The organism is Streptomyces sp. NPDC044704 (assembly GCF_056433525.1).
Genome location: NZ_JBWKGY010000002.1, coordinates 395,305 through 421,457 on the forward strand (window position 1 = coordinate 395,305; position 26,153 = coordinate 421,457).

At 74.2% G+C, this 26,153-nt stretch carries 26 protein-coding genes; 17 read left to right on the plus strand and 9 right to left on the minus strand.

Annotation, left to right across the window (positions count from 1 at the left end; translation table 11 throughout):
- Positions 1 to 5 precede the first annotated feature (5 nt).
- A complete protein-coding gene (locus AC07B0_RS06140; protein ID WP_356870636.1) occupies positions 6 to 461 on the plus strand; it encodes a (2Fe-2S)-binding protein in 456 nt (151 codons plus the stop codon).
- A gap of 48 nt (positions 462 to 509) precedes the next feature.
- Here the strand turns inward: AC07B0_RS06140 and AC07B0_RS06145 are convergent, their stop codons facing one another.
- On the minus strand, positions 510 to 923 hold the full coding sequence (locus tag AC07B0_RS06145; RefSeq protein WP_356870638.1) for an SHOCT domain-containing protein: 414 nt from the start codon (positions 921 to 923) through the stop codon (positions 510 to 512).
- A gap of 151 nt (positions 924 to 1,074) precedes the next feature.
- Between AC07B0_RS06145 and AC07B0_RS06150 the strand changes: the two genes are divergently transcribed.
- Positions 1,075 to 3,051, plus strand: a complete 1,977-nt coding sequence (locus AC07B0_RS06150; RefSeq protein ID WP_469377367.1) for an APC family permease — start codon at positions 1,075 to 1,077, stop codon at positions 3,049 to 3,051.
- On the opposite strand, the gene AC07B0_RS06155 is transcribed toward AC07B0_RS06150, so the two are convergent.
- Positions 2,933 to 4,210 carry an RsbRD N-terminal domain-containing protein gene (locus tag AC07B0_RS06155; protein ID WP_478896964.1) on the minus strand — a complete coding sequence of 426 codons (1,278 nt, stop codon included), beginning with the start codon at positions 4,208 to 4,210 and terminating at the stop codon, positions 2,933 to 2,935. The two genes, AC07B0_RS06150 and AC07B0_RS06155, sit on opposite strands and share 119 nt — an antisense overlap.
- Positions 4,211 to 4,353: 143 nt before the next feature.
- On the opposite strand from AC07B0_RS06155, the gene AC07B0_RS06160 reads away from it, so the two are divergent.
- The 8 genes from AC07B0_RS06160 (at position 4,354) to AC07B0_RS06195 (ending at position 12,387) form a co-directional block, all read left to right on the plus strand.
- Positions 4,354 to 4,917 (plus strand): TetR/AcrR family transcriptional regulator, encoded by a 564-nt coding sequence (locus tag AC07B0_RS06160; protein WP_356870644.1) that lies wholly within the window; start codon positions 4,354 to 4,356, stop codon positions 4,915 to 4,917.
- A gap of 67 nt (positions 4,918 to 4,984) precedes the next feature.
- Positions 4,985 to 5,644 (plus strand): DUF6461 domain-containing protein, encoded by a 660-nt coding sequence (locus AC07B0_RS06165; protein ID WP_478896967.1) that lies wholly within the window; start codon positions 4,985 to 4,987, stop codon positions 5,642 to 5,644.
- Between the two features lie 237 nt (positions 5,645 to 5,881).
- Positions 5,882 to 6,292: a hypothetical protein gene (locus AC07B0_RS06170; RefSeq protein WP_356870648.1), complete on the plus strand. Its 411-nt coding sequence runs from the start codon at positions 5,882 to 5,884 to the stop codon at positions 6,290 to 6,292.
- Positions 6,289 to 7,053: a transcriptional regulator gene (locus tag AC07B0_RS06175; RefSeq protein WP_356870650.1), complete on the plus strand. Its 765-nt coding sequence runs from the start codon at positions 6,289 to 6,291 to the stop codon at positions 7,051 to 7,053. Before AC07B0_RS06170 ends, AC07B0_RS06175 begins: the two co-directional genes overlap by 4 nt.
- 71 nt (positions 7,054 to 7,124) lie before the next feature.
- On the plus strand, positions 7,125 to 7,559 hold the full coding sequence (locus AC07B0_RS06180; protein WP_356870652.1) for a roadblock/LC7 domain-containing protein: 435 nt from the start codon (positions 7,125 to 7,127) through the stop codon (positions 7,557 to 7,559).
- Positions 7,560 to 7,654: 95 nt separating this feature from the next.
- On the plus strand, positions 7,655 to 8,029 hold the full coding sequence (locus AC07B0_RS06185; RefSeq protein ID WP_467292497.1) for a hypothetical protein: 375 nt from the start codon (positions 7,655 to 7,657) through the stop codon (positions 8,027 to 8,029).
- A 183-nt stretch (positions 8,030 to 8,212) separates the two neighbouring features.
- A complete protein-coding gene (locus AC07B0_RS06190; protein WP_478896969.1) occupies positions 8,213 to 11,788 on the plus strand; it encodes a bifunctional glycosyltransferase/CDP-glycerol:glycerophosphate glycerophosphotransferase in 3,576 nt (1,191 codons plus the stop codon).
- A 116-nt stretch (positions 11,789 to 11,904) separates the two neighbouring features.
- On the plus strand, positions 11,905 to 12,387 hold the full coding sequence (locus tag AC07B0_RS06195; protein WP_356870657.1) for a VOC family protein: 483 nt from the start codon (positions 11,905 to 11,907) through the stop codon (positions 12,385 to 12,387).
- A gap of 18 nt (positions 12,388 to 12,405) precedes the next feature.
- On the opposite strand, the gene AC07B0_RS06200 is transcribed toward AC07B0_RS06195, so the two are convergent.
- Complete coding sequence (locus AC07B0_RS06200; RefSeq protein ID WP_478896971.1) at positions 12,406 to 13,140, minus strand: SIR2 family NAD-dependent protein deacylase; 735 nt, start codon at positions 13,138 to 13,140, stop codon at positions 12,406 to 12,408.
- A 136-nt stretch (positions 13,141 to 13,276) separates the two neighbouring features.
- On the opposite strand from AC07B0_RS06200, the gene AC07B0_RS06205 reads away from it, so the two are divergent.
- Positions 13,277 to 13,714, plus strand: coding sequence for a hypothetical protein (locus tag AC07B0_RS06205; RefSeq protein ID WP_478865793.1), 438 nt, complete (start codon positions 13,277 to 13,279; stop codon positions 13,712 to 13,714).
- 80 nt (positions 13,715 to 13,794) lie between these two features.
- On the plus strand, positions 13,795 to 14,637 hold the full coding sequence (locus tag AC07B0_RS06210; protein WP_478896973.1) for a GNAT family N-acetyltransferase: 843 nt from the start codon (positions 13,795 to 13,797) through the stop codon (positions 14,635 to 14,637).
- Between the two features lie 111 nt (positions 14,638 to 14,748).
- On the opposite strand, the gene AC07B0_RS06215 is transcribed toward AC07B0_RS06210, so the two are convergent.
- From AC07B0_RS06215 to AC07B0_RS06225, 3 genes are all read right to left on the minus strand, one after another.
- Positions 14,749 to 15,192, minus strand: coding sequence for an SSI family serine proteinase inhibitor (locus AC07B0_RS06215; RefSeq protein ID WP_356870665.1), 444 nt, complete (start codon positions 15,190 to 15,192; stop codon positions 14,749 to 14,751).
- A 203-nt stretch (positions 15,193 to 15,395) separates the two neighbouring features.
- Positions 15,396 to 15,857, minus strand: coding sequence for a Crp/Fnr family transcriptional regulator (locus AC07B0_RS06220; protein ID WP_356870667.1), 462 nt, complete (start codon positions 15,855 to 15,857; stop codon positions 15,396 to 15,398).
- Between the two features lie 142 nt (positions 15,858 to 15,999).
- A complete protein-coding gene (locus AC07B0_RS06225; protein ID WP_356870669.1) occupies positions 16,000 to 16,302 on the minus strand; it encodes a hypothetical protein in 303 nt (100 codons plus the stop codon).
- Positions 16,303 to 16,619: 317 nt separating this feature from the next.
- On the opposite strand from AC07B0_RS06225, the gene AC07B0_RS06230 reads away from it, so the two are divergent.
- Complete coding sequence (locus tag AC07B0_RS06230) at positions 16,620 to 19,352, plus strand: DNRLRE domain-containing protein (protein WP_478896975.1); 2,733 nt, start codon at positions 16,620 to 16,622, stop codon at positions 19,350 to 19,352.
- A 332-nt stretch (positions 19,353 to 19,684) separates the two neighbouring features.
- Here the strand turns inward: AC07B0_RS06230 and AC07B0_RS06235 are convergent, their stop codons facing one another.
- Positions 19,685 to 20,182, minus strand: coding sequence for a hypothetical protein (locus tag AC07B0_RS06235; RefSeq protein WP_469377350.1), 498 nt, complete (start codon positions 20,180 to 20,182; stop codon positions 19,685 to 19,687).
- A 99-nt stretch (positions 20,183 to 20,281) separates the two neighbouring features.
- Between AC07B0_RS06235 and AC07B0_RS06240 the strand changes: the two genes are divergently transcribed.
- Positions 20,282 to 20,656 (plus strand): hypothetical protein, encoded by a 375-nt coding sequence (locus tag AC07B0_RS06240; protein ID WP_467292514.1) that lies wholly within the window; start codon positions 20,282 to 20,284, stop codon positions 20,654 to 20,656.
- On the opposite strand, the gene AC07B0_RS06245 is transcribed toward AC07B0_RS06240, so the two are convergent.
- A complete protein-coding gene (locus AC07B0_RS06245; protein WP_478896977.1) occupies positions 20,635 to 21,468 on the minus strand; it encodes a MerR family transcriptional regulator in 834 nt (277 codons plus the stop codon). The genes AC07B0_RS06240 and AC07B0_RS06245 overlap by 22 nt on opposite strands.
- 89 nt (positions 21,469 to 21,557) lie before the next feature.
- Positions 21,558 to 22,055 (minus strand): hypothetical protein, encoded by a 498-nt coding sequence (locus AC07B0_RS06250; protein ID WP_478896979.1) that lies wholly within the window; start codon positions 22,053 to 22,055, stop codon positions 21,558 to 21,560.
- Between the two features lie 396 nt (positions 22,056 to 22,451).
- On the opposite strand from AC07B0_RS06250, the gene AC07B0_RS06255 reads away from it, so the two are divergent.
- From AC07B0_RS06255 to AC07B0_RS06265, 3 genes are all read left to right on the plus strand, one after another.
- The gene (locus AC07B0_RS06255; RefSeq protein ID WP_478896981.1) at positions 22,452 to 23,657 is read left to right on the plus strand and encodes an MFS transporter; all 1,206 of its coding nucleotides are present in this window, start codon (positions 22,452 to 22,454) and stop codon (positions 23,655 to 23,657) included.
- Positions 23,658 to 23,852: 195 nt separating this feature from the next.
- On the plus strand, positions 23,853 to 25,160 hold the full coding sequence (locus AC07B0_RS06260; RefSeq protein ID WP_478896983.1) for a choice-of-anchor A family protein: 1,308 nt from the start codon (positions 23,853 to 23,855) through the stop codon (positions 25,158 to 25,160).
- Positions 25,161 to 25,283: 123 nt separating this feature from the next.
- Positions 25,284 to 26,027, plus strand: coding sequence for a peptidoglycan-binding domain-containing protein (locus AC07B0_RS06265; protein ID WP_478896985.1), 744 nt, complete (start codon positions 25,284 to 25,286; stop codon positions 26,025 to 26,027).
- Positions 26,028 to 26,153 lie beyond the last annotated feature (126 nt).

The following is a 26,153-nucleotide window of genomic DNA, read 5'->3' on the forward strand; positions in this document are numbered from 1 at the left end:
ACGCCGTGCCCTCGCACACCTTCACCGTCAACGGGCGGAGCGTCACCGTCGACGCCCCCGACAACCTGCCCCTGCTGTGGGTGCTCCGCGACATGCTCGGCGTCAACGGGCCCAAGTACGGCTGCGGGGTGGACGTCTGCAAGGCCTGCACCAGCCACCTCGACGGGGTGGACGTACGCCCCTGCGTGGTGCCGGTCTCCGCCTGCGCGGGGAAGACGGTGACGACCATCGAGGGCCTGGCGGACGGGGACCGGCTGCACCCCGTCCAGGAGGCCTGGCTCGAACAGGACGTCGCCCAGTGCGGCTTCTGCCAGCCCGGCCAGATCATGGCCGCGGTCGCCCTGCTGAAGCGGACGAGCGAGCCGACGGACGAGGACATCGACGCCATCGCCAACATCTGCCGCTGCGGCACCTACTTCCGCATCCGCGAGGCCATCCGCAGCGCGGCGGCCAAGATGTGAGGGGCCGGCCCTCCCGGGCCGGCCCCTCACCGGTCGCGGACGGTCGCGTCAGGCCAGCAGCTTCTGCTTGGCCGCCTGGAACTCGGCCTCGCTCAGGTCGCCCTTGGCCTTGAGCTCGGACAGTCTCGCCAGCTCGTCCGCGGTGCTCTTGCCGGGGGTCCCGGCCGTCTCGCGGATGTACGAGTTGAAGGCTTCCTGTTGCTCCTGCGCGTGCTTGATCTCGCGCTTGCCCATGTTCTTCCCGCGGGCGATCACGTACACCAGTACGCCCAGGAACGGGATGAGGATCAGGAACAGCAGCCAGGCGGCCTTCAGCCAGCCGTTCATCTCGTGGTCGCGGAACACGTCGACGATGATGTGGAACAGCAGGATGAGCCACATGACCCAGAGGAAGATCCACATCACGGTCCAGAACGCGCCCAGCACCGGGTAGTCGTAGGCGAGATTGAAGGATCCGTCCACGGCCGTCCTCCTTCCGTTCGGGCGGCGGCTCGCGCCCTGGAGCGCGGCAGCCGACGTGATCACCATCGCAGCGCCCCGCCAAGATCGCCACCGGACCGGACGAACGGGCAGGTTCCCCGGTAAACCGGCCTAAATGGACGATCATGCAGGAATGAGGCGTATCAATCCGAAACGCGTGCTGGTCGGTGAGCCCCTCGACACGGCACGCCTGGGCGAGACCCTGCTGCCGAAACGGCTCGCCCTGCCGATCTTCTGCAGCGACCCGCTCTCCTCCGTGGCCTACGCCACCGAGGAGATCCTGCTGATCCTCGCCCTCGGCGGAGTCGCGCTGCTCCACCTCACCTGGTACGCGGCCGCCGCCATCGTCTTCCTGCTCGTGGTCGTCATCGCCTCGTACCGGCAGACCTGCCACGCCTACCCCGGCGGCGGTGGCGCGTACGTCGTCAGCTCCGAGAACCTCGGACCGACCGCGGCCCTGACCGCCGCCAGCGCCCTGCTCGTCGACTACGTGATGACCGTGGCCGTCTCCGTCGTCTCCGGCGTCGCCGCCATCACCTCCGCGGTCCCCTCGCTCAGCCACCACGAAGTCGCCCTGTCCGTCGCCTTCGTGGTCCTGCTGACCCTGATGAACCTGCGCGGCGTACGGGAGTCGGGGCGCGTCTTCGCCGTTCCCACCTACGGCTTCGTCCTCGTCATCTACGTGATGTTCGCCTTCGCCGCAGTCCGGATGGCGACCGGGGACACCATCAGGGCCGAGTCGGCCGACCTGCCCATCACCGCCACCGGCACCTACACCGGCCTCGCCCTCGTGTTCCTCGCGATGCGCGCCTTCGCCTCCGGCTGCACCGCCCTCACCGGCGTCGAGGCGATCAGCAACGGCGTGCCCGCCTTCCAGAAGCCCAAGGCCAAGAACGCGGCCACCACGCTCGCCGCTATGGGCGTGCTGTCCGTGACGATGTTCGTGGGCATCACCGTCCTCGCGATGTCCTACCAGGTGCACGTCGCCGCCGACCCCACCGAACTGGGCCTGCCCCCGGGCACCCCGATGTCCACCGCCCTCGCCCAGATCGGCCGGGCCACCTTCGGCAGCTGGCACTTCCTCTTCTACCTGCTCCAGGCCGTCACCGCGGGCGTGCTGATCCTCGCCGCGAACACCGCCTTCAACGGATTCCCGATGCTCGCCTCGATCCTCGCCAGGGACCGCTACGCGCCCCGCCAGCTCTTCAACCGCGGCGACCGGCTCGTCTACTCCAACGGAGTCGTCCTGCTCGCCCTCGCCGCGATCGCCCTCATCGTGGCCTTCGACGCCGAACTGACCCGCCTCATCCAGCTGTACATCATCGGCGTCTTCGTCTCCTTCACCCTCTCCCAGTCCGGCATGGTCCGGCACTGGCGCCGCGAACTCGCCTCGCCGGCCACCCCGAAGACGGAACGCATCCACATCCACCGCAGGCTCGCCATCAACGCGGTCGGTGCCGCGATGACCGCCGTGGTCCTGGTCATCGTGCTGCTCACGAAGTTCACCCACGGCGCCTGGCTCGTCGTCATCGCCATGCCCGCGCTGTTCATCGGCATGAAGGGGGTCCGCCGCCACTACGACCACGTCGCCCGGCAGGTCGCCGTCGCCCCCGGCGTGAAACCGCACAGGCCGGCCCGCCACCACGTGGTGGTCCTCGTCGCCTCCCTCCAGGCCCCCACCCTCAAGGCCCTCGGCTACGCGCAGGGCCTGCGGCCCGACACCCTGACCGCGCTCTCCGTCGCCGCCGACGAGGAGGAGGCCGAACGGCTGCGCCTGGCCTGGGCCGAGCACGACCCGGGCATGCCGCTGAAGGTGCTGCACTCCCCGTACCGCGAGGTCGTCGGACCGGTGCTGGCCTACCTGGAGGCCGAGGCGGCGGCCGAGGGGACGGACATGCTGTCGGTGGTCATCCCGGAATACGTGGTCGGGCACTGGTGGGAACAGCCCCTGCACAACCAGAACGCGCTGCGGCTCAAGGCACGGCTGCTGTTCACCCCGGGGGTCGCGGTGATCGACGTGCCGTACCTGCTGGAGTCGGCGCGCCGGCCCGGGCCGGAGGAACCGCGGGACCCCCGGGCCCCTCGGGAACCGGCGGGGCCGCGCCCGTAGCGCGCTGGGTCACCGCGGCGTGGGCCAGCGCCAGCTCCACCACGTGCGCCGGGTCGGACAGCGTACGGCCGGTGAGCTGCTCCAGGCGCCGCAGCCGGTTGGAGACCGTGTTGCGGTGGCAGTACAGCCGCTGCGCCGCGTACGTCGTCGAGCCCCGGCAGGTCAGCCAGGTGCCCAGGGTGGTCAGCAGGACCCGGCAGTCCTCCGGGGGCAGGGCCAGTACCGGCCCCAGCACCACCCGGCGCAGCCGGGCCGCGAGCTCCGCGTCGGAGGCGACCAGCGCCCCCGGGAGCCGCTCGTCGAGCAGGGCGGTGCCCGGACCGGCCGGCCGCGCGGAGGTGCGCAGGGCGAGCCCGGCCAGCCGGCGGGCCCCGGCCAGCTCCCGGGGGTCCGTCACGACCGGGCTCACCCCGGCCCGCACCCCGAGCGGGTCGAGCAGCTCGCGCAGGGACTCCAGCGGGTGGTGGCCCAGCTCGGCCAGGCCGGTCTCCCCGTCGGCGCGGACCCGCCACAGGACGCGCGGGGCGGCGCCACCGCCGGCCCCGCCGGGTCTGGGCCCGGCCGACCCGCCGGGGTCGCCGCCGTCCAGCGCGATCACGGCGAAGCGGCCCCGCTCGGGCAGCCCGAGCTGGGCGGCGGCCTCCGCCGCGGGCAGCCCGGTACCGTCCAGCAGCGCGTCCAGCAGGGCCGCCCGGCGCTCCCGTTCGCGCTCGCGCCGCTCCGCTTCGGCCCGGTGGTAGCCCTCCGATGCGGCGTCCGACATCCGGTCCAGTACGTCCCACAGCGCGGGCGCCGTCGGCAGCAGCCGGGGCAGCGCCGCCCGGTCGTGGGCGGCCACCGCCTCGGTGAGGCTCTGCCACAGCATCCGCCCGCCGCCGCGGTAGACGCGGTGCAACGAGGCGAGCGGCAGCCCCTGTTCGGCGCGCAGGGCGCCGGTGGCCCGGGCGTCGGAGAGGTCCGGCGGCAGCCCCCGCGCGCCGCGGACCAGACCCTCGACGGCCTGGCGGAGGGTGTGGTGGATCCGCTCGCGCAGCTCCCCGCGCCCGAGCAGGGCGGCGTAGGCGGGGTCCTCGGTCAGGGTCCGGTCGGCGAGCCGGTCCGCCGCCACGGCGATCCGGCGGTCCAGGTCCTCGCGTATCTCCTCGATGATCCGCTCCATGACCCGCAGCGTGACACGGGGGAGGGGGCGGTGGGGAGGGGCCGGAGCCCGCAGGTCCGCTAGCGTGTCCTGAGCACTGCACATGCAGTGCTCACGTACGCCCTCCGCCCGCACCCTCCGCCCACACCCCCAGGGACCCGCCCATGCGCCAGAACCCGCAACGCCGCGCCGCGCTCCTCGACGCGGCGATCGAAGTCCTGGCCCGTGAGGGTTCGCGGGGCCTGACGCTGCGCGCCGTCGACGCGGAGGCAGGCGTCCCGACGGGCACCGCCTCCAACTACTTCGCCAACCGCGGCCAGCTGCTGGTGCAGATACTGCACCGGACCCGCGAGCGGCTGGTCCCCGACCCGGCCGACCTGGCCGGGCCGCTCGACACGAAGGCGCTCCTGGAGAAGCTCCTGGAGCGGATGCGGCGCGAGCGCAGCGTGCACGTCGCGATGCTGGAACTGCGCCTGGAGGGCACCCGCCGGCCCGAACTCCAGGCGGAACTCGCCGGCTTCCAGAAGCTGGAGCTGGAGGCGAACGTCACCTGGCACCTCGACGCCGGGCTGCCCGGGGACCGCGAGGGCGTGGTCCTGCTCTACCTCGCGATGCTGGGCTTGATCGTGGACGACCTGACGGCGCCGACGATGCTGGACGCGTCCGAGACGGACCGCCTCCTCGGGGTGATGGTGGAGCGTCTGCTCCCGGAGCGCCCCGCGGACTGACTATCGTGCCGCCGGGGAGCAGCGAGCGCGGGGGGCGACTGTGGGCGGGGCGGGGATCTCGGACGCCGTGGCACGGGACGGCGAGGACGGCGGCGGCGAAGACGGCGGTGTCGACGGGGGCACCGGTGAGGACGGCACCGGAATCCGGTGGCTGGCGGGCTGGGAGGGCTGGTTCGTCGGCCTGACCTTCGCCCGGGGCATCGGCCCGGCCGAACTCGCCGCCCGGCTGGGGGCGGTGCCGGGGGTGCGTCCCGGCCCCATGGGCGCGGCGGCCGCCTGGAGCATGGCCGCGGAGACGGCGGACGGCGACGGCGTGGCCCGCGTCGGCGCGTGGGGCGGCTGGTCGTTCGCCGTCGAACACGGCATCCCCGCCGGGGCGGAGCGGCTCGCAGAGGTCTCCCGGGGCGCCGAGGCCGTCCACCTCGATCCGCAGCCGGACCACCCGCCCAAGCAGTTCGCGTACGCGTGCGACGGGGAACTGGTGTGCTGCTTCGGGCTCGGCGAGGAGTGCTGGCGCGGCGGCCACCGGCCGGACTTCCTGCTGCCCGAACTGGTGCGCGCGGGGATCCTCGCCCCGGACGGCACCCACCCGTGGCCGGACGGCGAACCCCGCCCGGAGCGCGACCGCCTCACCCTGGCCGTCCTGGAGCACCGCTTCGGCCTGGCCCTGCCCCGCCGCCTGGTGGAGGACGCCCCGCTCCCGGCCTTCGTGACCCGCACCCGGTGAGGGGACCCGGCGGAGGCCCGGTGGCGGGCGCCGTGCCGTTCATGATCGGATCGGGTGAGCAGCGTTCGCACGCTTGATCAAAAACGAACGGGTTCTGGCCAAGCTGTCACGTGCTACCGCGCATGTTCCAGCGGAAAATGCCAGAACGCCCTTTCGCACTGTGGAACTTGAGTAAGTTCCCTCATGTCGCGCCGTACGACCGTGCACCCCGCACGTCCGGCCGGGAGGGGAGCCCGCGTGCCCGGGATCGACGAATGCCTGCTCGAAGCCATGGCCCTGCCCGGTGCGCGCGGGGCCGCGCTGGTCGACTGGAGCAGCGGACTGGCCCTCGGCACCGCCGGGGACTCGCCGGTCGGCGATCACGAGACCACCGCCGCCGAGACCGCCGAACTGGCCCGGGCGGCGGCCGAGTACGAGTCGTTCACCCCCGCGGCGGGCACACCGGCCGACCCCGGCGGACCGGGCTCGGGCCCACCCGTCGAGGACCTGATCGTCACCACCCGTACCGGCTATCACGTCCTGCGCTTCGTCGAGACCAGCTTCGACAGCAGCGTATTCCTCCACCTGTGGCTCGACAGGGCCGAAGGCAATCTCGCCCTCGCACGGCACAGGCTCCGCGCACTGGCCGAAGGACTGGTGCTCAGATGACCACCGCGGTATCCCCCCTGCTCACCCGGCTCGCCGCCGAACGCGCCACCGGCGCCCTGTTACGCGACCGGGGCACCCTCTTCCTGGAGGACGGCAGGATCGTGCACGCCGAGAGTCCCTCCACCCCCGGGCTGGACGTACTCCTGACGACGGGCGGCGGCCTCGCACCCGAACGCTGGAACGAGGCCGTCAACGCGGCCGGCGCCCGCCGCCAGGTCGCCCGCTTCCTCGTCGACAGCGGCGGCCTGGCCGGCGGCGAGCTGGAGATATGCCACCTCGCCGCCATCTTCGACGCCGCGTTCTTCGCGCTCTCCCCGGGCAGCGGCCCCTCCCGGTTCCGCCGGGGGGCCACCCACTGGATCGGCTCCGTCCGCTCCGTGCCCGCCGCCGCCGTCGAGCGCGAGACCCGCCGCCGCCGCGAACTGCTGGACGCGGTCTGGCCCTACCCGCTGCTGGACACCGCACCCGTCGTGCCCCGGCCCGCCGCGCCCGGCCAGACGGTCACCGCCCGCCAGCGCATCCTGCTCCAGCGCGCGGACGGCGTGCGGACCCCCGCCGACCTCGCGTGGGTACTGGGCCGGCCCGCCTTCCACACCCTGCTCGACGTACGAAGACTCGCGGCGGCCGGGCTGGTCGAAACCCCGCGGACGCCGCCGGTCCCGCCGCCGGTACCGACCCTGCCCGACTGGATCACCGAGGCTCAATCCCCGGACGTGGCACTGCTCCGCCGGCTACGCGACGCACTGGAGGCAAGCCTGTGAGGCTCCCGCTGCGGCCGGTCCTGCGCACCGACCGCTTCGACCGTAGGCAGCCCGAGGGGAGGAGGGCCGACATGAACACCGTGCCCGCCGAGACCGAAGCCGAGATACTCGCCGAGCTCCTCCGGCTGCGGGCCAGGGTGCCCCAGCTCACCGGAGCCCTCGCCGCGAGCGCCGACGGTCTGGTGCTGGCCCAGGACAGCGCCGCCACCGAGACCGAGTCCGTCGCGGCGCTGACCGCGGCCGCCCTCGGCGTCGCCCAGCGGCTCAGCGACAGCACCGGCCAGGGCGCCTTCCGGGAACTCCTCGTACGGGGCGAGCACGGGTACGTGGCCACGTACGCCGCGGGCGAGGCCGCCGTCCTCACCCTGATCGCCGGGACCCGCGTGAACGTGGGACGCCTCCACCTGGAGGCCCGCCGCTCCAGCCTGCACATCACCGAGCTCATAGAGAACAGCCTCGGCCGCCGGGGACCCGCGGCGCCGTCCACCGGCGCCCCCGGGCCCTGACCGGTGCGCCCCGAGCCCCCCGCCTTCCCCCATAGCAAACGAGAGCAATCAAGCAACCGGCGCAGTTCGACGCCCCAGCAGAAAGAGGAATCCCAATGGTCAACGTGGAGACCGCCCTCAAGGAAGCCCTCACCACCATCGACGGCGCGCTCGGCGCGGCACTCGTCGACTACGGCAGCGGCATGCCGCTGGGCACCGTCGGCGGCGGCAAGGACCTCGATCTCGCGGTCGCGGCCGCCGGCAACACCGACGTGGTGCGCGCCAAGGTGCGCACGATGGACATGCTCGGTCTGAAGGACGAGATCGAGGACATCCTGATCACGCTCGGCGGTCAGTACCACCTCATCCGGCTGATGAAGGGGAGGAACCAGGACGGGTTCTTCCTCTATCTGGCACTCGACCGCGGCCGGGCGAACCTCGCGATGGCCCGCCACCAGCTGAAGAAGATCGAGAGCGAGCTCGAAGTCTGACGCCGACGGGAAGGCCGCGACGGCGCGGTGGCGGGCGGTTGAATTCTTTGCCGTCCGCCCCGGCGGCCCTCAGGGATATGTCCGGGATGGGCGGACTTTATCATCCCGTTACAGAGTAAGATGCTGTAATCGGCTGATCAACAACTCATCAACAAAGTAAAAACGCTGGAGAACCCGCCACCCATGCCCCCGCGCCTGAGCATCGTCGTCCCCGTCTACAACGTCGAGCTCTACCTCGACGAGTGCCTGGAGTCCATCGCCGCTCAGACGTTCGACGACTTCGAGGTCGTGATCGTCGACGACGGGTCCACCGACACCAGCGCGGCGATCGCGGAGGCCTTCGCGGCGCGCGACGAACGCTTCCGGCTGGTCCTCCAGAAGAACGCCGGCCTGGGCGCCGCCCGCAACGTGGGCGCCCGGCACGCCTCCGAGGGCAGCGAGTACCTCGCCTTCGTCGACAGCGACGACACCATGCCCCCGCACGCCTACCAGCGGCTGGTCGACGCCCTCGACGAGACCGGCTCCGACTTCGCGGCGGGCAACGTCAGGCGCTTCCGCTCCGTCGGCATGCAGCAGTCCTGGGGCCACCGCGTCGCGTTCGCGAAGACCCAGCTGAAGACCCACATCTCCAAGTTCCCGGCGCTGGTCACCGACCGCACCGCGTGGAACAAGGTCTACCGGCGCAGCTTCTGGGACGAGCACGGCTTCCGGTACCCGGAGGGCATCCTCTACGAGGACGCCCCCGTCAGCATCCCCGCCCACTACTTCGCCAAGAGCGTCGACGTCATCGGCGACGTGGTCTACCACTGGCGGGTCCGCGAGACCGGCGAGCGCTCCATCACCCAGCGCTCCACCGACCCCGTCTCCGTCATCGACCGCGTGACCTCCGTCCGCCTGGTCCGCGAGGCCCTCCTCGGCAAGTCCGGCGAGAAGTACGCCCGCTACCTGCGCGACTACGACCGCAACGTGCTGAGCGAGGAACTCCCCCTCATCTACAAGTACGTCGGCGAGGGCGGCCAGGACTTCCGCGACGCCTTCGTCAAGGAGGTCGGCGGCCTCATCCGGGAGATCGGCACCGACCCCTGGAACGACCTCACCGTCGCCGACCGGCTGAAGGCCTACCTGGCCCGCGAAGGACGCGTCGACGAGTTCATCGCCCTCGTCCAGCACCAGCGGGACTTCACCTACAGCGTGCCGGTCAAGGGGCTGGCCCGCCCGCAGGCCGACTACCCCTTCCTCCAGGCCCCGGTCCCGCCCAAGCTCCTCACCCTCGGCCCGCGCGAGCGCCGCGTCGTGAGCCGGCTGGAGCACGCCTCCTGGACCGACGGCAAGCTCCTGCTGCGCGGCTACGCCCTGCCCGGCCACATGGGGGCCGAGAGCCGCCTGGGCTCCCGCAAGATGCTCGTCTTCCGGGAGAGCGGCAAGCGCCGCCGCACCGTCGTCAGCACCCGCACCGTCGCCTCCCCGATGGCCACCGTCCACGCCCCCCACCTCGCCCTGAGGCACGCCGACTGGGCCGGTTTCACCGCCGTCGTCGACCCCACGGTCTTCCAGTCGGGCGGCAAGTGGCGCGAGGGCATATGGTCCACCTCCATCGCCGTCACCGGCGCCGGAGGACTCCACCGGGCCCGCCTCAAGGGGGGCGAGCACGACAGCGGACTGACCCCGCCCGCGCACTGGGTCACCCCCGACGTGCGCATCCTGCCGACCGTCTCCGGGGCCCTGACCGTCCAGGTCGAGATCGTCCGCGCCCGCGCCCTGGACGTACGCCTCCTCGGCGACGACACCCTGGAACTCTCCGGCGAACTGGCCGCCGAGGTGGGCGCCGGCGCCACCCTGCACGCCCGGCACGCCGCGAGCGGCACCGTCCACACCTTCCCGCTGACCACCCCCGAGGGAACCACCGGCGGACCCGGCGGCCGGATCCCCTTCACCGCGGTCCTCCCGCTGGACCGGCTCGGCGCCGTGCCCGCCCCGGCCGACCAGGGCGGCGAGTGGACCCCGGAGCCCTGGAACCTGACCGTGGTCCGCGCCGACGGAACCCGCCACCCCCTGGCGCACGACGAGCGCGGCGGCTTCACCGCCCTGGTCGCACCGCTGCCCGGGGACCCCGCCGGACGCGCCGTCTTCGCCAAGCGCGGCATGAGCGGCCACCTGATCCTCTCCGTCCAGGCCCCGCCGCCGCTGGTCGACTCCGTCACCGCCCGGGACGGCACCCTGACCCTGCGGGGCGGCTTCCGCCTGCCCGCGTCCGCCGCCGACGAGCCGTACGAGCTGGTCCTGCACGACCAGTACGGCACGGAGTTCAGCTACCCGGTCACCCGGGACGGCGACCGCTTCGAGGCCTCCTTCGAGCCCGTCGTGCCCCCGGCGTACGGGGGCCGCACCACCCTTCCGCAGGGCCGCTGGTGGCCCACGCTGCGCCCCGTGAGCCAGGGCGGAACCACCGCCGGACTGCTCGGCGTCGACCGCGGCGTACCCGTCCAGCTGGTCCCGCCCGCGCTGGTCACCGGACCGCACGCGATCACCGTCCAGGGCCGCCGGATGCGCGTCGAGGCCCGCCTCCACGACCGGATGGCGCTCGTCGCCGACCCGCTGCTGAGCCCGCACGACCGCTCCCGCTACGCGCAGCGCGTCGCCCGCGACGTCACCTACCCGGCGCAGCGGAACCTGCCGGTCAAGGACCTGGTCGTCTACGACGTCTTCCAGGGGAACGGCGCCGGCGACTCCCCCCGCGCCATCCACGAGGAGCTGGTGCGCCGCGGCGAGAAGCTGGAGCACGTCTGGCTGGTCCGCGACGGCCGCGCCGAGGTCCCGCCGACCGCGCGCGCCGTCCAGTACGGCAGCCTGGAGGCCTGGGACGTCCTGGCCCGCGCCCGCTACTACGTCGTCAACGACAGCGTCCCGATGACCTTCCGGCGCCGCCCCGGACAGACCGTCGTCCAGACCTGGCACGGAACCCCGCTGAAGCAGATCGGCTACGACTTCACCCACGACTACTACACCAGCCCCGAGGTACTGGAGGGGCTGCGGCACGACAGCGCCCAGTGGACGCTGCTCGCCTCCCCGGGCTCGTACGCCACGCCCGTCCTCAAGCGGGCCCTCGGCTACGACGGCGAGGTCGTCGAGTCCGGCAGCCCGCGCACGGACGCCCTGGTCCTGCCCGACGCCGGACGCGTCGCCGCGGTCCGGCGCCGGCTCGGCCTGCCCGAGGGCAAGAAGGTCGTCCTCTACCTCCCGACCTGGCGCGAGAACCGGCTCGCGTGGACCGGCGGCTACAAGCTCGACCTGCGGATCGACCTCGACGCGGCCCGGCGCGAACTGGGCGAGGACCACGTCCTGCTCGTCCGCGGCCACCACAAGGTGACGGAGCAGGTCCGCGAGGGCGTCCGTGACGGATTCGTCGTCGACGTGTCCCGCTGGCCCGACACCACGGACCTGCTGCTCGTCGCCGACGTGCTGATCTCGGACTACTCCTCCGCGATCTTCGACTTCGCGCTCACCGACCGGCCGATCCTGCTGTTCGCGTACGACCTGGAGCACTACCGCGACACCCTGCGCGGCTTCACCTTCGACCTGGAGGAGAAGGCGCCGGGCCCGCTGCTCAGGGACTCCGCGAGCCTGATCGGGGCCGTACGCAACGCGGACGCCCTCGGCGCCGAGTACGCGGGCGCCCGCGAGGCCTTCCGCGCCGAGTTCTGCGACCTGGACGACGGCCGGGCGGCCGAGCGGGTCGTCGACCGCATGCTCGGGAAGTAGCCCGCACGAGTGCACCTGAAGACCGGCCCCGCGCCCACCGATGAATTTCGGGCGCGGGGCCGGTCTGTTGGTGGAGGGGACGCGGAGGTCCCGCCCGCTCGCGACTGGAGGCAGTCATGGTCACCAAGGGTTTCACCACGTGTCTGTGGTTCGACGGCAACGCGGAGGAGGCCGCCGACTTCTACCTGTCCGTCTTCAAGGACGGCACGCTCGGCAGGATCGGCCGCTACACCGAGGCGGGGCCCGGCCCGGCCGGCGAGGTGATGGTCGTCGAGTTCGAGGTCAACGGACAGAAGTTCATCGGCCTCAACGGCGGCCCGCAGTTCCCCTTCACCGAAGCCGTCTCCTTCCAGATCCACTGCGCCGACCAGGCCGAGGCGGACCACTACTGGGCCGAACTGACCCGCGACGGCGGCCAGGAGGTCGCCTGCGGCTGGCTCAAGGACAAGTTCGGGGTGTCCTGGCAGGTCACCCCCGTCGAGGCGATCGAGCTGATCGCCGACCCGGACCCGGAGCGGGCCGCCCGGGCCACCACCGCGATGCTCGGCATGAAGAAGCTCGACGTCGCGGCGATGCGCCGGGCCGCCGACGGCGGCTGACACCCCGCGCGCTCCGGCTCAGGTGCCCCCGGCGGTGATCCGGGTCAGGAGGGCCGGGAGCGCGGTGCCGATCGGCTCGCGGATCACCTCGGCGGCCAGCGCGTCGTACGGGGTCTCCTCGGCGTTCACGATGATCAGCCGGGCCCCCGCCGCGGCCGCCATACCGGCCAGCGAGGCGGCGGGCTGGACCTGGAGGGTCGTGCCGACGGCGATGAAGACCTGACACCCCTTGGCCACGGCGACGGCCCGGCTCAGCACCTCGGGGTCGAGCCGCTCCCCGAACATGACGGTGGCCGTCTTCAGGATCCCGCCGCAGGCCAGGCAGGGCGGATCGGGCTCCCCGGCGGCCACCCGGGCCAGCGCCTCGGACGTCTGCGACCGGGCACGGCAGGCGGTGCAGACCACCGACCGGGCCGTCCCGTGCAGTTCGAACACCTTGCGCGCGGGCATCCCCGCGAGCTGCTGGAGCCCGTCGACGTTCTGCGTGATCACCCGCACCGGAGTGCCGCCGCGTTCCAGCCCGGCCACGGCCAGGTGCGCCGCGTTCGGCCGCGCCTCGGCGGCCCACACCTCGGCGCGCATCCGCCAGGACCGGCGGCGGATCTCCGGATCGGCCATGTAGTACTCGTACGTCACGAGCTTCTCGGCATCCGGATCGCGCCGCCACAGCCCCTGCGGCCCCCGGTAGTCCGGAATCCCGGAATCCGTGGACATTCCTGCCCCACTGAACACTGCGACGAGCGGCTTCCCCATGTCCCGACCCTACGCAGGGCCCCTCCGGCGACGCGACCCCATTTGGCGGCCCCCACCACCTGCGCGGCGCCCCCACCGGAGTGAGCCCGCGCCGCGCCCCTGAGGCCCCGGGCGGGCGAGCGGCTACAGATCGGACATGAAGACGAACCCCTACGGGCCCGGAGCCCTGCTGCTCGCCCTGCTCTGCGCGTCCTTCCCGCTCGCCTCGGCGGCCCCCGCGACCGCCCTCGCCGGCCCGGTGCCCCGCCACCACCACCGGCACACCGCCGAGGACATCACCCGCTTCCTCACGGGCTTCTACGGCGATCACGGTCCCTCCGACCAGGACCGCCGCCGGCTGGTCTCGCGGCAGCTCAAGCACAAGCAGGCGCACCTGCCCGACACCGACGTGCTGCTCTGCTCCCGCAGCACCCCCCTCCACATCAGTGTCGGGACGGCCACCGTCGCCCAGTCGGCGGGCGTCGGCTGGGCCACCGTCACCACCCACTGGGCCGAAGGCACCACCGACTTCACGGCCTACGTACGCCTCGACTCGCGGCCGATCGAGCTCGACGACGTCATCTGCGCGGGCTGAACCCCGACCCTGCCCGGGGCGGAACCGGGGCGTCCACGACGCCCGTTCCGGCAGCGTCCGGGTCTGGTACAACACGGGACATGACGCGATTCGAGATCGCCGGCGCGAGCGGCGCCGACATGGAACTGATGCGCTCCTGGGCCGAGGAGGAAGGCTGGGACCCGGGGGACTCCGACCGTTTCGCCTTCGCGGCCGCCGACCCCGAGGGCTTCCTCGTCGGGCGGCTCGACGGGGAGCCCGCGGCCTGCGTCTCGGCCGTCCGCTACGGCGCGGGCTTCGGCTTCATCGGCTTCTACATCACCCGCCCCGACCTGCGCGGCCGGGGGTACGGCCTGCGGGTGTGGCGGGCCGCGACGGCCCGGCTCGACGGGCGGCTCGTCGGACTGGACGGCGTCGTCGAACAGCAGGACAACTACCGTACGTCCGGGTTCCGTTCGGCCTGGACCAACGTCCGCCACCAGGGCGTCCCCGCTCCCGGTGACGACGGGGCCGTGGACATCGTCGACGCGGCTTCGCTCCCCTTCGCCCGGCTCGCCGCCTACGACCGGCGGTTCTTCCCCGAGCCCCGCGACGCCTTCCTCTCCCTGTGGACCGGACTGCCCGGCCGCACCGCCCTCGCCGCCGTCCGGGACGGGCGGATCGAGGGCCTCGGCGTGATCCGCCCGTGCGGTGCGGCCGCCCGGATCGGGCCGCTCTACGCCGACGGGCCGGAGGTGGCCGCCGCCCTGCTGCGGCGCCTCGCCGGGCACGCCCCGGGAGGGGAGGTCACCCTGGACGTACCCGACGCGAACCCCGCCGCGACGCGGCTCGCGGCCGGACTGGGCCTGGTCCCGGTCTTCGAGACCGCCCGGATGTACACGGGCCCGGCGCCGGAACTCGACCTGGCCGGCCTGTACGGGATCACGAGCCTCGAACTGGGCTGACGGGACAGCCCCGTTGCCCGGGGTCCCGGCCGGCCGGGCGGGGCGGCGGTCGCACGGCGCCGCCCCGCCCGGACCGGAGGAACCCTGCCGGACGCTCCGGCCGGCGGCGCCTCAGATCCCGAACAGCACGCCGTTGCTGGCGCGCAGGTTGCACGGGTTGCCGAACGTGTAGGTGTAGCTCAGCTTGCGGCCCTGCCACACCCCGACCGCGGTGACCGTCACCGGGTTCCACTCCCTGGTACACGCGACGTCCGGCCGGGGTTCGGCGAGGGCGTCCAGTACGGGGCCGTTCGCCCGTAATTCGGCGCACGCGGCGGCCGCAGCGGGGTGGGTGCCGCCGGGCGTCGGCGAGCACGTCAGTGTGGCGGCGCGCAGCACCGTACCGCTGTCGGCGTCCTCACCGGCCGTCAGGCTCACCACGAGCGCGGACGGTGCGTACAGGCTCTGCGTTCCGGCCGGCGCCGCGTCGGCGGCACCCGTTCCGGCCAGCGCGGTGACGGCGGTGAGCGCCACGGCGCCGGAGGTCAGCCCCAGACTCCTGGTGATGGACCGCATTACGAACACTCCTCGGGTCGGCGTTTCGGATAACGGACGGGAGTCTTGCCCATCCGCGGCCGGAACGCCCGTGGGCACCTCCATTTCTCGTCACCGATCGTATGCGAATGAATGCAGTCCGCAGCCGTCCCGGACGCGTGACCTGTGGGGGAACGCGTGCGCGAATCGGCCGAACACCCACCCTGAAACCTTTGGCGCGGCGTTCAGCGGGTCGCGCCGGTGCGCGGGGCGTAGAGGTCCATGAGCCGGGTGCGGGTCTGCTGGAGCCGGACGGCGAGGACGCGCCCGACCCAGTGCCCGACGGCGGACCCGAAGGCGGGATCGGCGTCCATGAGCAGGCGTACGGTCGGCCCGTCGAACTCGTAGGCGCGTACCGGAGTCATCGCCTCGGCGCTCAGCTGCCACACGTACGGCGGGAACAGCCACGACCAGCCGACGAGTTCCCCGGGGCCGAGGCTCTCGACGGGAGCGGCCCGGTGGCCCGGCACCGGGATCTCCAGGGTCACCGTGCCCGACCGCACGATCCAGAAGGAGTCGGCCTTGGCGCCCTCGGCGAAGATCCGCGCGCCCTCGCGGAAATTGACCTCCCGGGCATGGGACATCAGCCGTCCCCGGTACTCGGCGGACAGGACGGCGGCGATGCGGATAGGGGAAGGTGTGCTCACGACGGCCTCCGATCACGACCCCCCGCAGCCTGCTGCTCCCCCCAGTGTCGCCGACGCGGGCCCGGATGGTGCCGCGGCGTGTCGGCGGATGTGCGCGAGCCCGCGGGGCCCGCCGCCGGCGGGCGCCGCGGACCGGGGCGCGCTACTCTTCGGCGCTCGCCTCCAGGCAGGCCAGCTCCATCGCGTCGAGCACCGCCTCGTGGCTGCGCTTGCTCAGTTCGGCGACGTTCTCGATCTGTGCCGTCGCCCAGGCGGCCAAGGTCATCACCAGGACGCGCAGGCCGTCCGTGCCGTGGTCGGCGAGGATCCCGTCCGCGACGATCATGGCGTCCTCCGGCACCTGTTCCGGCGGCTCCAGGCCGGCGAGACCGCGCAGCATCGTGAGGGTGCGGCGGGAGATCTCCGGGGTCATCCTCGCCAGCCGCATGTCTTCTTCTTCGTCCATCCGCCCCACCCTTCGGTGCCATGACCCGTCCCCTGAGGGCACGGTAGAGGGGCACGGCCCCGCCCGGGGGCCTTTTCGGCGGGTGACCGTGTGCGAAGGAGTGGCCCGGGGTCCGCGCGGTTGACGCGTCGCGCCCGGCGAAGTCGCACCGTTGTGCATCCGATAGGTCAATTCCGATGACCGACGGGACGATTCGCCCTAAGGTGCGCCCGTACGTATGTCCGCTCACCCGTTCGCGGCCCCGCGGGCGTACGGCCGGGCGCCGCGCACCCCGCGCGCCGCACGCGCAGCACCACGCACGACGAACTGGGGGGTTCATGCGTAGATCCAGAGGGCTGGCGGCCGCTCTCGCCCTGTCCCTGGCCGGCACCGGAGCGGTCGTCGGCCTCGGTCTCGTCCCGCAGGCCGCGGCCGTCACCCCGCCCGTGGCCTTCACCGCCGACGCGCTGCCCACGTGGCAGCCCAACGGTGTCGTCTGGGCCCTCGCGGAGGCGGGCGGCACGGTCTTCGCCGGCGGCACGTTCTCCGCCGTACGCCCGCCCGCGGGCTCCGGCGGCAGCGAGAAACCGGTGGTGAACTTCGCGGCGTTCGACGCCGCGACCGGCGCCCCGACCTCCTGCAACCTGTCCTTCACGATCGGCTCCGGCACCGCCACCGTCCGCGCGCTCACCCTCTCGCCGGACAAGAAGACCCTCTACGCGGGCGGCTACTTCGGCGCGGTCAACGGCACGCCGGTCTCCAGCATCGCCGCGATCGACGTGGCGACCTGCACCGTGAAGCCCTCCTTCCGCCCCGCGTTCGCGGCCACCGTCCGGGCCATCGCCGTCACCGGCGACACCGTCTACGCGGGCGGCGACTTCCTCACCGTCGCCGGCCAGCCCCGCCAGCGCTTCGCGGCCGTCGCCACCGCCGACGGCGCGCTGCGGCCCTTCACCGCCAACGCCGACGATCCGGGCCGCGCCGTCGAGGTCACCCCGGACGGGAAGAACGTCCTCCTCGGCGGGGACTTCTTCACCGTCAACGGGACGAACACGCACGCGCTGGCCGTCGTCGACGCCACCAGCGGCGCCCTCACCACGTCCTATCCGGGCTTCATCGAGACGAACTCCGTCGTCAAGGACATCGCCACCGACGACACCGGCTTCTACACCGCGAACGAGGGCACCGGCGGCGGCGTCTTCGACGGCCGCATCGCCCTCGACCTCGCGGGCTTCGGCCAGCGCTGGCGCGACACCTGCCTGGGCGCCACGCAGGCCGTCCTGCCGTACCAGAACGTCCTGTACAGCGCCTCGCACGCGCACGACTGCGCCAGCGTCGGGGAGTTCCCCGACGGCCAGCGCCACCACCTGCTGGCACAGCCCACCACCAGCGTCGGCAAGCTGGGCTGGGCCCCCGACACCAACGACGGCATCGGCGAGGGCATCGGCCCGCGCGTGATGACGGTCGGCGCCAAGGACGGCACGCGGTACCTCTGGGTCGGCGGCGAGTTCACCACCGTCAACGGGGCGGCCCAGCAGAGCCTGACCCGCTTCGCCTCCACCGGTGACACGGGCGCGCCCACGGTGCCCGTCGCGAGCGCGGTCAGCTTCGGCCCGGGCAAGGTCCAGGTGCGCTGGCGCACCAGCCTCGACCTGGACGACAGCGCGCTGACGTACCGGATCCACCGCAACGGCGCGGCGGCGCCGATCGCCACGGTCACCGCCGACTCGCTGTTCTTCCAGCGGCCGCAGGCCTCCTGGACGGACACCACCGCCCAGGCCGGCCAGTCGTACACCTACCGGGTGACGGCCTCGGACGCGGCGGGCAACACCAGCGCCCTGTCGGGGACCGCGAGCGTGACGGTACCGGCCTCCGAGGAGCCGTACCCGAGCCGGGTCCGCGCGGACGGCGCCCAGCTGTTCTGGCGCTACGACGAATCCGCCGTCCCGTACGTCGCGGATTCCTCGGACGGCGGGAACCAGGCCGGCGTGCACCTGAACGGCCCGGCCCTGCGCCAGACGCCCGGAGCGGTGAGCGGCCCGAGCACGGCGATCGGCTTCAACGGAACGAACGCCCACGTGTACGGGGAGCGCCGGCAGTCGGTCGGCAGCACCTACAGCGTCGAGACCTGGTTCAAGACGAACACCACCCGGGGCGGCAAGCTCGTCGGCTTCGGCAACCAGCAGATCAACGGCAGCAGCCAGTACGACAAGCACGTCTACATGACGAACGACGGCCGGCTGGTCTTCGGCGTCTACACGGGCGCCACCCGCACCATCACCACGCCCGGCGCGTACAACGACAACCAGTGGCACCACGTCGTCGCCACCCAGGGTCCCGGCGGCATGACCCTGTACGTGGACGGGGTCCAGCGGGGCACCCTCAACGTCACCGCGCACGAGAACTTCTCGGGCTTCTGGCGCGTCGGCGGTGACGGCCTCGGCGGCTGGCCGGACCGTCCCACCAGCGAGCACTGGGCGGGCCAGCTGGACGAGACGGCCGTGTACCCGACCGTCCTGAGCGCGGCGCAGGTGCAGAACCACTTCACCCTCGCCTCCGCCCCGGCGGACTCGGTCGTCCGGGTCACCGCGGCCGAGGACACGTACGCGAACGCGGGCGCCCCGGCCGCCAACTACGGCGCCTCGGGCTCCCTCGCCGTCCGCGGTACCCCGCTGTACGCGAGCTACCTCCGCTTCGACCTGCCCGCCGCACCCGCGGGCACGGTGCTCAAGTCGGCCACGCTCAGCGTGAAGACCAGCACCATGGGCGGCGCCGGCACCACGGACACCGTCTCGGTCGTCCCGGTCACCGGCGCGTGGACGGAGGACGGGACCACGTACAACAACCGCCCGGGCCTCGGATCCCCGGCACTCGGCTCGTTCCCCGGGATCCCGGACGGCTCGGCCGTGCACACCGCCGGGCTGAACACGGCGACCGTCGCGGGCGCGCTGGGCGGCGCCTACGGCCTGGCGCTGACCGGCTCGGGGACCGACGCGTTGTGGCTGTGGTCCTCCGAGGCGGCGGCGAACGAGGGGACGCCGCAGCTGACGCTGACCTTCGGTACGCCGTAACCGGAAGGCGGTGACGGCGGGGGCGCGGACCGGACCGGTCCGCGCCCCCTTCGCGCGTGCGGGCTACGCCCGGGGGCCGTGGGAGCAGGTGGCTCACGTGCGCGTCGTGCAGGGCGTAGACCACGCCGCGCCCGTCGCGCCGGCCGGTGACGAGGTGGCGGAGCAGGCGCAAGTGGTCGGAGACGGTGGGCTGCCCGAGACCGAGGTGTCACCGTGCGCAGCGTGGTCGAGGACGGCGTCGCGATCGGGCACGCGGCGGTGTTCGGGCCGCCGGAGGAACGCGAGGTCCTGTACGCGATCACCCTGGCCTGACCGCCCGCCGGGTCGGCCGGTCAACGGGGCGGTTCGACCTCCAGGAAGCGCCGGCCGCGCGGCCCCCGGTACAGCAGGCACTCCCACCCGTGCCGTTCCAGTTCCGCCGCGCAGGCCGTCAGCCGTTCCCGCTCCTCCCCGGCGGCGCCGGACCCGGGCGGACCGGTCCAGGTCACCGTCACCCGGTCCGCGTCCGCGTCCGTGCCCGCGCGCGTGCGGCCCGTTCCGGTTCCGGCCGGGTCGCCGCCCGGGCCGGCGGTCACCCGGTAGCCCGTCCGGCAGCGCCCGCCCCGCGCGTCCACCGCCGACGGCGGGAAACCCGCCGCCTCCAGTACGAGCGCCACCGACCGGGGTGCGGACCGCAGCTCCCACGGGGCGGGGCGTCCCTCCCCGCCGCCCAGCAGGCGGCGGATCTGCAACAGCCCCTCGTACGCCGTGCGGAGTTCGCCCGCCCGCGCGGCCGGCTCCACCGGCGGTCCGTCGCCGCTCGCGGGCTCGAAGCCCTGCGGACCGGCCATCGCCCCCACCCCTTCCGCCGTGCGTCTGAGTACCTCACCGGCAACGGCCTGAGTATCCGCCCCGATTCCCCGGAGCGCCGCCGTTGATGCAATGACGGCATGACCTCAGGGACCCCCGCGGACGCCGTGTCCGCCACGCACCCGCCGCGCATGCGGCACGTGACCACCGCCGGCTCCGCGCTCGCCGTGGTCCTGGTGCCGCTCGTGGTGGGGGTGCTGATCGCCAAGGGCGTGGCCGCCGATCCGCACGCCCCGGTCAACGCCCTGATCAGCGGCGGCGGCCAGCGCGCCGGGCTCCCCGTCACCGAATGGCGGCGGCGCGGACACGGAGCGATGCGCCGGCTGCGGACCGCCCGCGAGGGAACGGCCCGGCGATGCGCGTCCGTCCGGGACCGCCGCCGTCGCGGTCCCGTCGCGGACGGCCCGGCAGGAGCCCCCGCCGGGAGGTCCCGTCAGGTGGCCAGCGGTTCCTGAAGCTCGGTGACCCACCCCTGCGGGTCCTCCGGGCAGGCCAGGGTCAGCTCGCGGGCGTACCCGGCGCTGCGGTGGCCGTGCGCGTCGATCCACCGGGCCAGGGCCTGCGCGGTCGTCAGTACGCCGTCCATCGGGCCCCGGTGCACCACCGTCGCCGCCCGCTCGACCCCGGGCAGCTCCACGATCCGCACCCCGCCCCCGAGGTCCTCGCCGCGGACGGCCGCCGCCACGGGCAGCGCCGCGTGCACCAGCACGGAGCCGGGCGGGGCGTCCGGAGCGTCCTCGTACGAGGCGATGCCCGGACCGGCCGGAACCACCCCGGCGGCCTCGAAGCGGCGGCACAGCTCCTCGTACAGCGGGCCGATGACCGGCCCGACGTCCTGCGGGGCGAAGCTGCTCGCGACTCCGGTCAGTTCGGCCAGCCGGACGGGCGGCAGGCTCTTCACTACGATCTCTTCGGTGGGCACGGTTCCCTCGCTCTCGATGGTCCGGAGCCTCGTCTCGACCCGGTTCAGGCGTGCGGCCGCCTCGGCCACGGCCGTCTCCAGTTCCGCCCGGCGCAGCCGCAGCATGCCGCGCATTTCCTCCGCGCCCACCTTCTCGTCGAGGACGGCCCCCACCTGTTCCAGGGTGAAGCCGAGCTCCTTGAGCGCGATGAGGCGGTTGAGGCGGGCCAGCTGCCCGGCCTCGTAGGAGCGGTAGCCGCTCGCCGGGTCGACACGGGCCGGGCGCAGCAGTCCGAGGGCGTCGTAGTGACGCAGCATGCGGACCGACACCCGGCCGTGTTTGGCGAAGTCTCCGATGGTGAACATGACGCCTTCCAGTGGACGGCCTGACACGGTGTGAGGGTCAAGTCTGCCGGGTGGAAGGGCGCGGAGGGCCAGGTCAGCGCGTCATGGGCTCAGCGGCCGAGGCCGCCGTACTGGCGGACGCACAGGTCGACGACCGACGGCGGCACGGTGCCCTCCGCGGCGGCGCACAGTTCCTCCCCCCGGGGCAGACGCGGCACCGCCGGCCGGGGAGGGCGGGGCGGCGTCGGCTTCACCGGCCGGACGCGCCGGGGCGCGGCGGGTTTCGCGTGCCGCGCCCCGGCGGGCGGCCCGGCCTTGCGCGGGGCGCGCGCGGCGGGCGGCCCGTCCTCCCGCTCCTCCTGTTCCGCCGCCCGGCCGCGCGCCGGCGGGGGTTCGGATTCGGGGTCGGGGATTTCGCCCAGCGGCAGGGACAGCACCGGCGGCCCGTCGTCGGAGCGCCGCCCCCCGGGAGCGTCCGGCCGGCCCAGCGGCGGTACGGAACCGCGTACCGGGCCGGGAGCGCCGGACTCCGGGCCGACGGAGACGCAGCCGGCGCTCGCGAGGAGCGCGAGGAGGGAGAGGGGCAGGGCGGCCCGGCGTAACTGCATCCGACCACCATGCCGTAGTCGGCGGCCCGCCGAAGCCCGAACCTCACGCGTCCGGGTGACGGCGGGTCGGGGCCGGTCGTTGCCGAATCGATCCTGCACGGGGTTGCCGCAACCGGCGGCGGCCGTCGCAGAATGGGCGTGAACGCGAGCGGCACGGCACGGCAGCGCGGGCGACGGGGGAGGCGCGACCCCCGGCGCCCGGTGCCGCCGTGCCGCGTACCCCTGCCGGTCCGCCGCCCGTACGGAGTCCCGCCCATGCCCTTCCCCGCCGCGCCCGACGTCCCGGAACCCCGCCCCGATCCGGATCCCGGACCCCAGCCGGAACCCCGCCCCGGGACACGCCCCGAGCCGGATCCCCGGACGGGTCCGGAGGGCGGGGCCAAGGGGTGGGCGGCCGTGGCGGCCGTTTCGCTCGGCATCTTCGGGCTGATCACCTCCGAGTTGCTGCCCGTCGGGCTGCTCACGCCCGTCGGTGCCGCGCTCGGGGTGTCCGAGGGGACCGCCGGGCTGATGGTCACCGTGCCCGGGATCGTCGCCGGGTTCTGCGCCCCGCTCGTCACCGTCGGCGCCGCCCGGGCCGACCGGCGACGCGTCCTGTGCCTGCTCATCGCCCTGATGGCCGTCGCCAACCTCGCCGCCGCCGTCGCCCCGTCCTTCGCCGTGGTGCTGGCCGCCCGGCTGCTCGTCGGCGTCAGCGTCGGCGGGTTCTGGGCCGTGGCGGGCGGACTCGCCGTCCGCCTGGTCCCCGCCCGCCACGTCGGCCGGGCCACGGCCGTCGTCTTCGGCGGCGTCCCCACCGCCTCCGTGCTCGGTGTTCCCGCGGGCACCCTGCTCGGTGAACTCGGCGGCTGGCGCACCGCCTTCGCCGCCGTCGGCGTCCTCGGGGCCCTCACCCTGGCGGCCCTGCTCCTGCTGCTGCCCCCACTGCCCCCGACCCGGCCCGTCGCCCTCGCCGAACTGCCCGGCCTGCTCCGCCGCAACCGCGGGGTCCGCGCCGGGGTGGCCGTCACCTTCCTCGTGGTGACCGGCCAGTTCGCCGCCTACACCTTCGTCAGTCCGATCCTGCGGGACGTCTCCGGCATCGAGCCCGGGTTCGTCAGCACCCTCCTCCTCGGCTACGGCGTCGCCGGAGTCGCCGGCAACTTCCTGGCCGGGCCGCGCGACGCGCGCCGTACGCTGCTCACCGTCAGCGCCACCCTGACCCTCGTCCTCGCGCTGATCGCCGTCCTGCCCGGAGCCGCCGCCGGGACCGCCCTGCTGCTCGTCTGGGGCCTCGTGTACGGCGGGGTCTCCGTCAGCCTCCAGGGCTGGATGCTGGGGGCCGCGCCCCGGGCCTCCGAGGCCGCCTCCTCCCTGATGGTGGCGATGTTCAACTTCGCGATCGCGGCGGGCGCGCTCGCCGGCGGACTCGCCGTGGACCGCGTCTCCGTCACCGCCGCCCCGCTCACGGGGGCCGCGCTCATGCTGCTCGCCGCCCTCACCGTGGCGGCGGCGTGCCGGCACCCGGCGGGGCCGGTCCCCGGCGTACCCGACCACCCGCTCGGCCGCCCGGCCGACGCGGCGCCGGAGCGGTCCGGGAACGCCCCGGCCTCCGACCGCTGAGCGGCTCCCCGAAGCCGGCACCCGCACAGCGGGGCGGTGGAACCCCGGTGCCGCCGGAAGCCACCGGAGTCGGGTCCGTCCCGTACGGAACGGATGGATGGGGCGGATCGGACATCCGGCTTGACCGGAGTGGTCCTGGAGGGAAAGAGTCCGATCAAGAACCGCCGTAAGGGCTGCCCCTCGGAGATGCTCCTCATGCCGATATCCGTCCGTTCCGTGCTCGCCCCCACCCTCGTCGGCGGTTCCCTCGTACTCGCTCTCACCGGCCCCCACGCGGCATCCCGCGGAGCGGCCGCCCTCGACCGGGCCGTCCCGGCGGGCGACACGTGCGCCAACGTGCTGGGCGTGGCCCGCCAGTACGGCGAGTTCATCGAGGGCGACGCCCGCCACACCCGCGGCGCCGAGGGCGCCGTCGCGGTCGGCGGGAACGCCGACTTCCGGGGCGGGTTCACCGTCGGCCGGGAACTGAGCCCGGAGCGGATCTCCGCCCTGCCCGGAGGCAACGCCCTGCTCGTGGCGGGCGGCGTGACGGGCGAGGTGCGCGTGGCGAAGGGCAACGGCACCTACGGCGGCACCCTGAACGGGGTCGCCGAAGCGCCCCGAGGCGAGCTGGCCAAGGGCCCCTCGCCCGTCGACTTCGCCGCCGAGTTCACCGCCCTGCGCAAGACCTCGGCGGCCCTCGCCGGCGTGAGCCCGGAGGACACCGACCGGAGCCTGCGCGGCGGACGCCTGCGGCTGACCGGAACCGACTCCCGGTACAACGCCTTCGTCGTACCGGCCGCAGACCTGGAGAGGGCGAAGGAGGTCCACCTCGACGTCCCGGCGGGCGCGGTCACGGTGGTCAACGTCACCGGAGTGACGTACGACCAGGCCGCGGCGGGCAGCGGCGGCTTCCGCTTCCAGGACGCGCAGGACGGCGGGGACGGCGGGGACGCGACCGAGGACGAGGGGGAGGACGGCCCGGTCCTGTCGCGGCTGCTGTGGAACTTCCCCGAGGCCACGAAGATCGTCAAGAGCGGTGCCCACGCGTGGCCGGGAACCGTGCTCGCGCCCCACGCCTCCTTCGACCTGGGCGAAGGAGGTCCGGTCGACGGCACCGTCATCGCCCGGTCCCTCACCGGCAAGGGCAGTGCCGAGACGCGCCACCACCCGTTCACGGGCTGCCTCCCCGCCGCTCCGGACCCCCTTCCCGCCGAGGACGGGGTCCGGCCCCAGACGGAGGCCGGCCCTTCCCGGCAGCCCGTCGCCTCCGCCTCCGCTTCCGCTCCCGGGTCCGCTTCCGCCACCGGGTCGAGTGCCGCGCCCCCGACGGCCTCTCCGGCGGTCTCGCCGTCCTCCCGGCAGCCGGGCCCGTCCGCCGTTCCGGCCGCCGGCCCGGGCGGCCCCGGCGGCGACCTCGCGCTGACCGGCGCCGGCATGGCGGTCCCCCTCGCCATCGGCGGGGCCGCGGTACTGGCCGCCGGCGCGGGCATGGTCCTGGTCGCCCGGCGGCGCAGGGCCTGACGGGCCGGACGGGGGCCGGTCCCGCACCGCCGCACCGGCCCCCGTCCTCACCTCCGCCCGCCGGGAAGCCCGCCCCTTCCCCGGCCCGCCCTGACCGGCAAGACACCCAAGTCCGGAGCCATCGTGTCCCACCACACCGAGGAGAGCGGGCTCGTTCCCGACGACCGCCTGCTCGTACGCCCCTACGTCACCCCGCCCGCGCCACCGGCCCGCGCCACGACCCCCGCCTGGCCGCTGGGCCTGACGACGGCCGCCGTACCGGCTTCGGCCCCGACCGGCCCGGTGGCGCCGACCGGGATGCCCCGCGTCGAGGGGCGGCGCGGAAGCCGGCGGCCGCTGGCGGCGCTCGCGCTGCTCGCCCTCGCCGCGGCGGGCGCCCTCGTGGTCCTGCTGCGCTCCCCGGAGCCGCCGCCCGCGCGGGCCGTCACCCCGCCCGGGCTGTCCGTCCCCGCGCTGCCGGCCCGCAGCCCGGACACCGGCGACACGGCCGAACCGGACCCCGCGGCCAGCGCCGCCCCCTCCGGCTCCGCCACCGCGGGCACCCCCGCCCCGGCACCGGCCGCCTCCACCGCGCCGGCCCTCCCCACCCCGCCGCCCACGACCCCGGCGGCGAGCCCGCGGCCGCCCACCACCGCGCCCGCGAAGCCCGCCGCCGGTACCTCCGGCACGCTGCGCCCCGGAGACCGCGGCCCCGAGGTGCGGGCCCTTCAGGAACGGCTCTACGGGCAGGGGTTCACGTACGTCTCGACCACCGGCGTCTACGACGGGCAGACCCAGCGGGGCGTCGCCCAGCTCCAGCGCGACCGCGGCATCAAGGGCGACCCCCACGGCGTCTACGGCCCGGCGACCCGCGCGGCCTTCGGCTAGGGCCTGTCGTCAAACTCCCGTCTGCCCCGCGACGCCTGGCACGCGCTCTCGCCGCACCGGGCGAAAGCCAAGTACGTCCAGTACGCGGGCTTCCGCCCGGCGCACCGAGAGCACGCACCAGACGCC

What these genes read in the sequence shown, in the direction of transcription:
- AC07B0_RS06240 (WP_467292514.1), top strand. Translation starts at nt 20,282, where the DNA reads ATGACCTCAGGGACCCCCGCGGACGCCGTGTCCGCCACGCACCCGCCG.
- AC07B0_RS06225 (WP_356870669.1), bottom strand. Translation starts at nt 16,302, where the DNA reads ATGGACGAAGAAGAAGACATGCGGCTGGCGAGGATGACCCCGGAGATC.
- AC07B0_RS06150 (WP_469377367.1), top strand. Translation starts at nt 1,075, where the DNA reads ATGAGGCGTATCAATCCGAAACGCGTGCTGGTCGGTGAGCCCCTCGAC.
- AC07B0_RS06235 (WP_469377350.1), bottom strand. Translation starts at nt 20,182, where the DNA reads ATGGCCGGTCCGCAGGGCTTCGAGCCCGCGAGCGGCGACGGACCGCCG.
- AC07B0_RS06250 (WP_478896979.1), bottom strand. Translation starts at nt 22,055, where the DNA reads ATGCAGTTACGCCGGGCCGCCCTGCCCCTCTCCCTCCTCGCGCTCCTC.
- AC07B0_RS06200 (WP_478896971.1), bottom strand. Translation starts at nt 13,140, where the DNA reads ATGGGGAAGCCGCTCGTCGCAGTGTTCAGTGGGGCAGGAATGTCCACG.
- AC07B0_RS06215 (WP_356870665.1), bottom strand. Translation starts at nt 15,192, where the DNA reads ATGCGGTCCATCACCAGGAGTCTGGGGCTGACCTCCGGCGCCGTGGCG.
- AC07B0_RS06245 (WP_478896977.1), bottom strand. Translation starts at nt 21,468, where the DNA reads ATGTTCACCATCGGAGACTTCGCCAAACACGGCCGGGTGTCGGTCCGC.
- AC07B0_RS06175 (WP_356870650.1), top strand. Translation starts at nt 6,289, where the DNA reads ATGACCACCGCGGTATCCCCCCTGCTCACCCGGCTCGCCGCCGAACGC.
- AC07B0_RS06160 (WP_356870644.1), top strand. Translation starts at nt 4,354, where the DNA reads ATGCGCCAGAACCCGCAACGCCGCGCCGCGCTCCTCGACGCGGCGATC.
- AC07B0_RS06260 (WP_478896983.1), top strand. Translation starts at nt 23,853, where the DNA reads ATGCCGATATCCGTCCGTTCCGTGCTCGCCCCCACCCTCGTCGGCGGT.
- AC07B0_RS06230 (WP_478896975.1), top strand. Translation starts at nt 16,620, where the DNA reads ATGCGTAGATCCAGAGGGCTGGCGGCCGCTCTCGCCCTGTCCCTGGCC.
- AC07B0_RS06205 (WP_478865793.1), top strand. Translation starts at nt 13,277, where the DNA reads ATGAAGACGAACCCCTACGGGCCCGGAGCCCTGCTGCTCGCCCTGCTC.
- AC07B0_RS06190 (WP_478896969.1), top strand. Translation starts at nt 8,213, where the DNA reads ATGCCCCCGCGCCTGAGCATCGTCGTCCCCGTCTACAACGTCGAGCTC.
- AC07B0_RS06180 (WP_356870652.1), top strand. Translation starts at nt 7,125, where the DNA reads ATGAACACCGTGCCCGCCGAGACCGAAGCCGAGATACTCGCCGAGCTC.
- AC07B0_RS06185 (WP_467292497.1), top strand. Translation starts at nt 7,655, where the DNA reads ATGGTCAACGTGGAGACCGCCCTCAAGGAAGCCCTCACCACCATCGAC.
- AC07B0_RS06155 (WP_478896964.1), bottom strand. Translation starts at nt 4,210, where the DNA reads ATGGAGCGGATCATCGAGGAGATACGCGAGGACCTGGACCGCCGGATC.
- AC07B0_RS06195 (WP_356870657.1), top strand. Translation starts at nt 11,905, where the DNA reads ATGGTCACCAAGGGTTTCACCACGTGTCTGTGGTTCGACGGCAACGCG.
- AC07B0_RS06210 (WP_478896973.1), top strand. Translation starts at nt 13,795, where the DNA reads ATGACGCGATTCGAGATCGCCGGCGCGAGCGGCGCCGACATGGAACTG.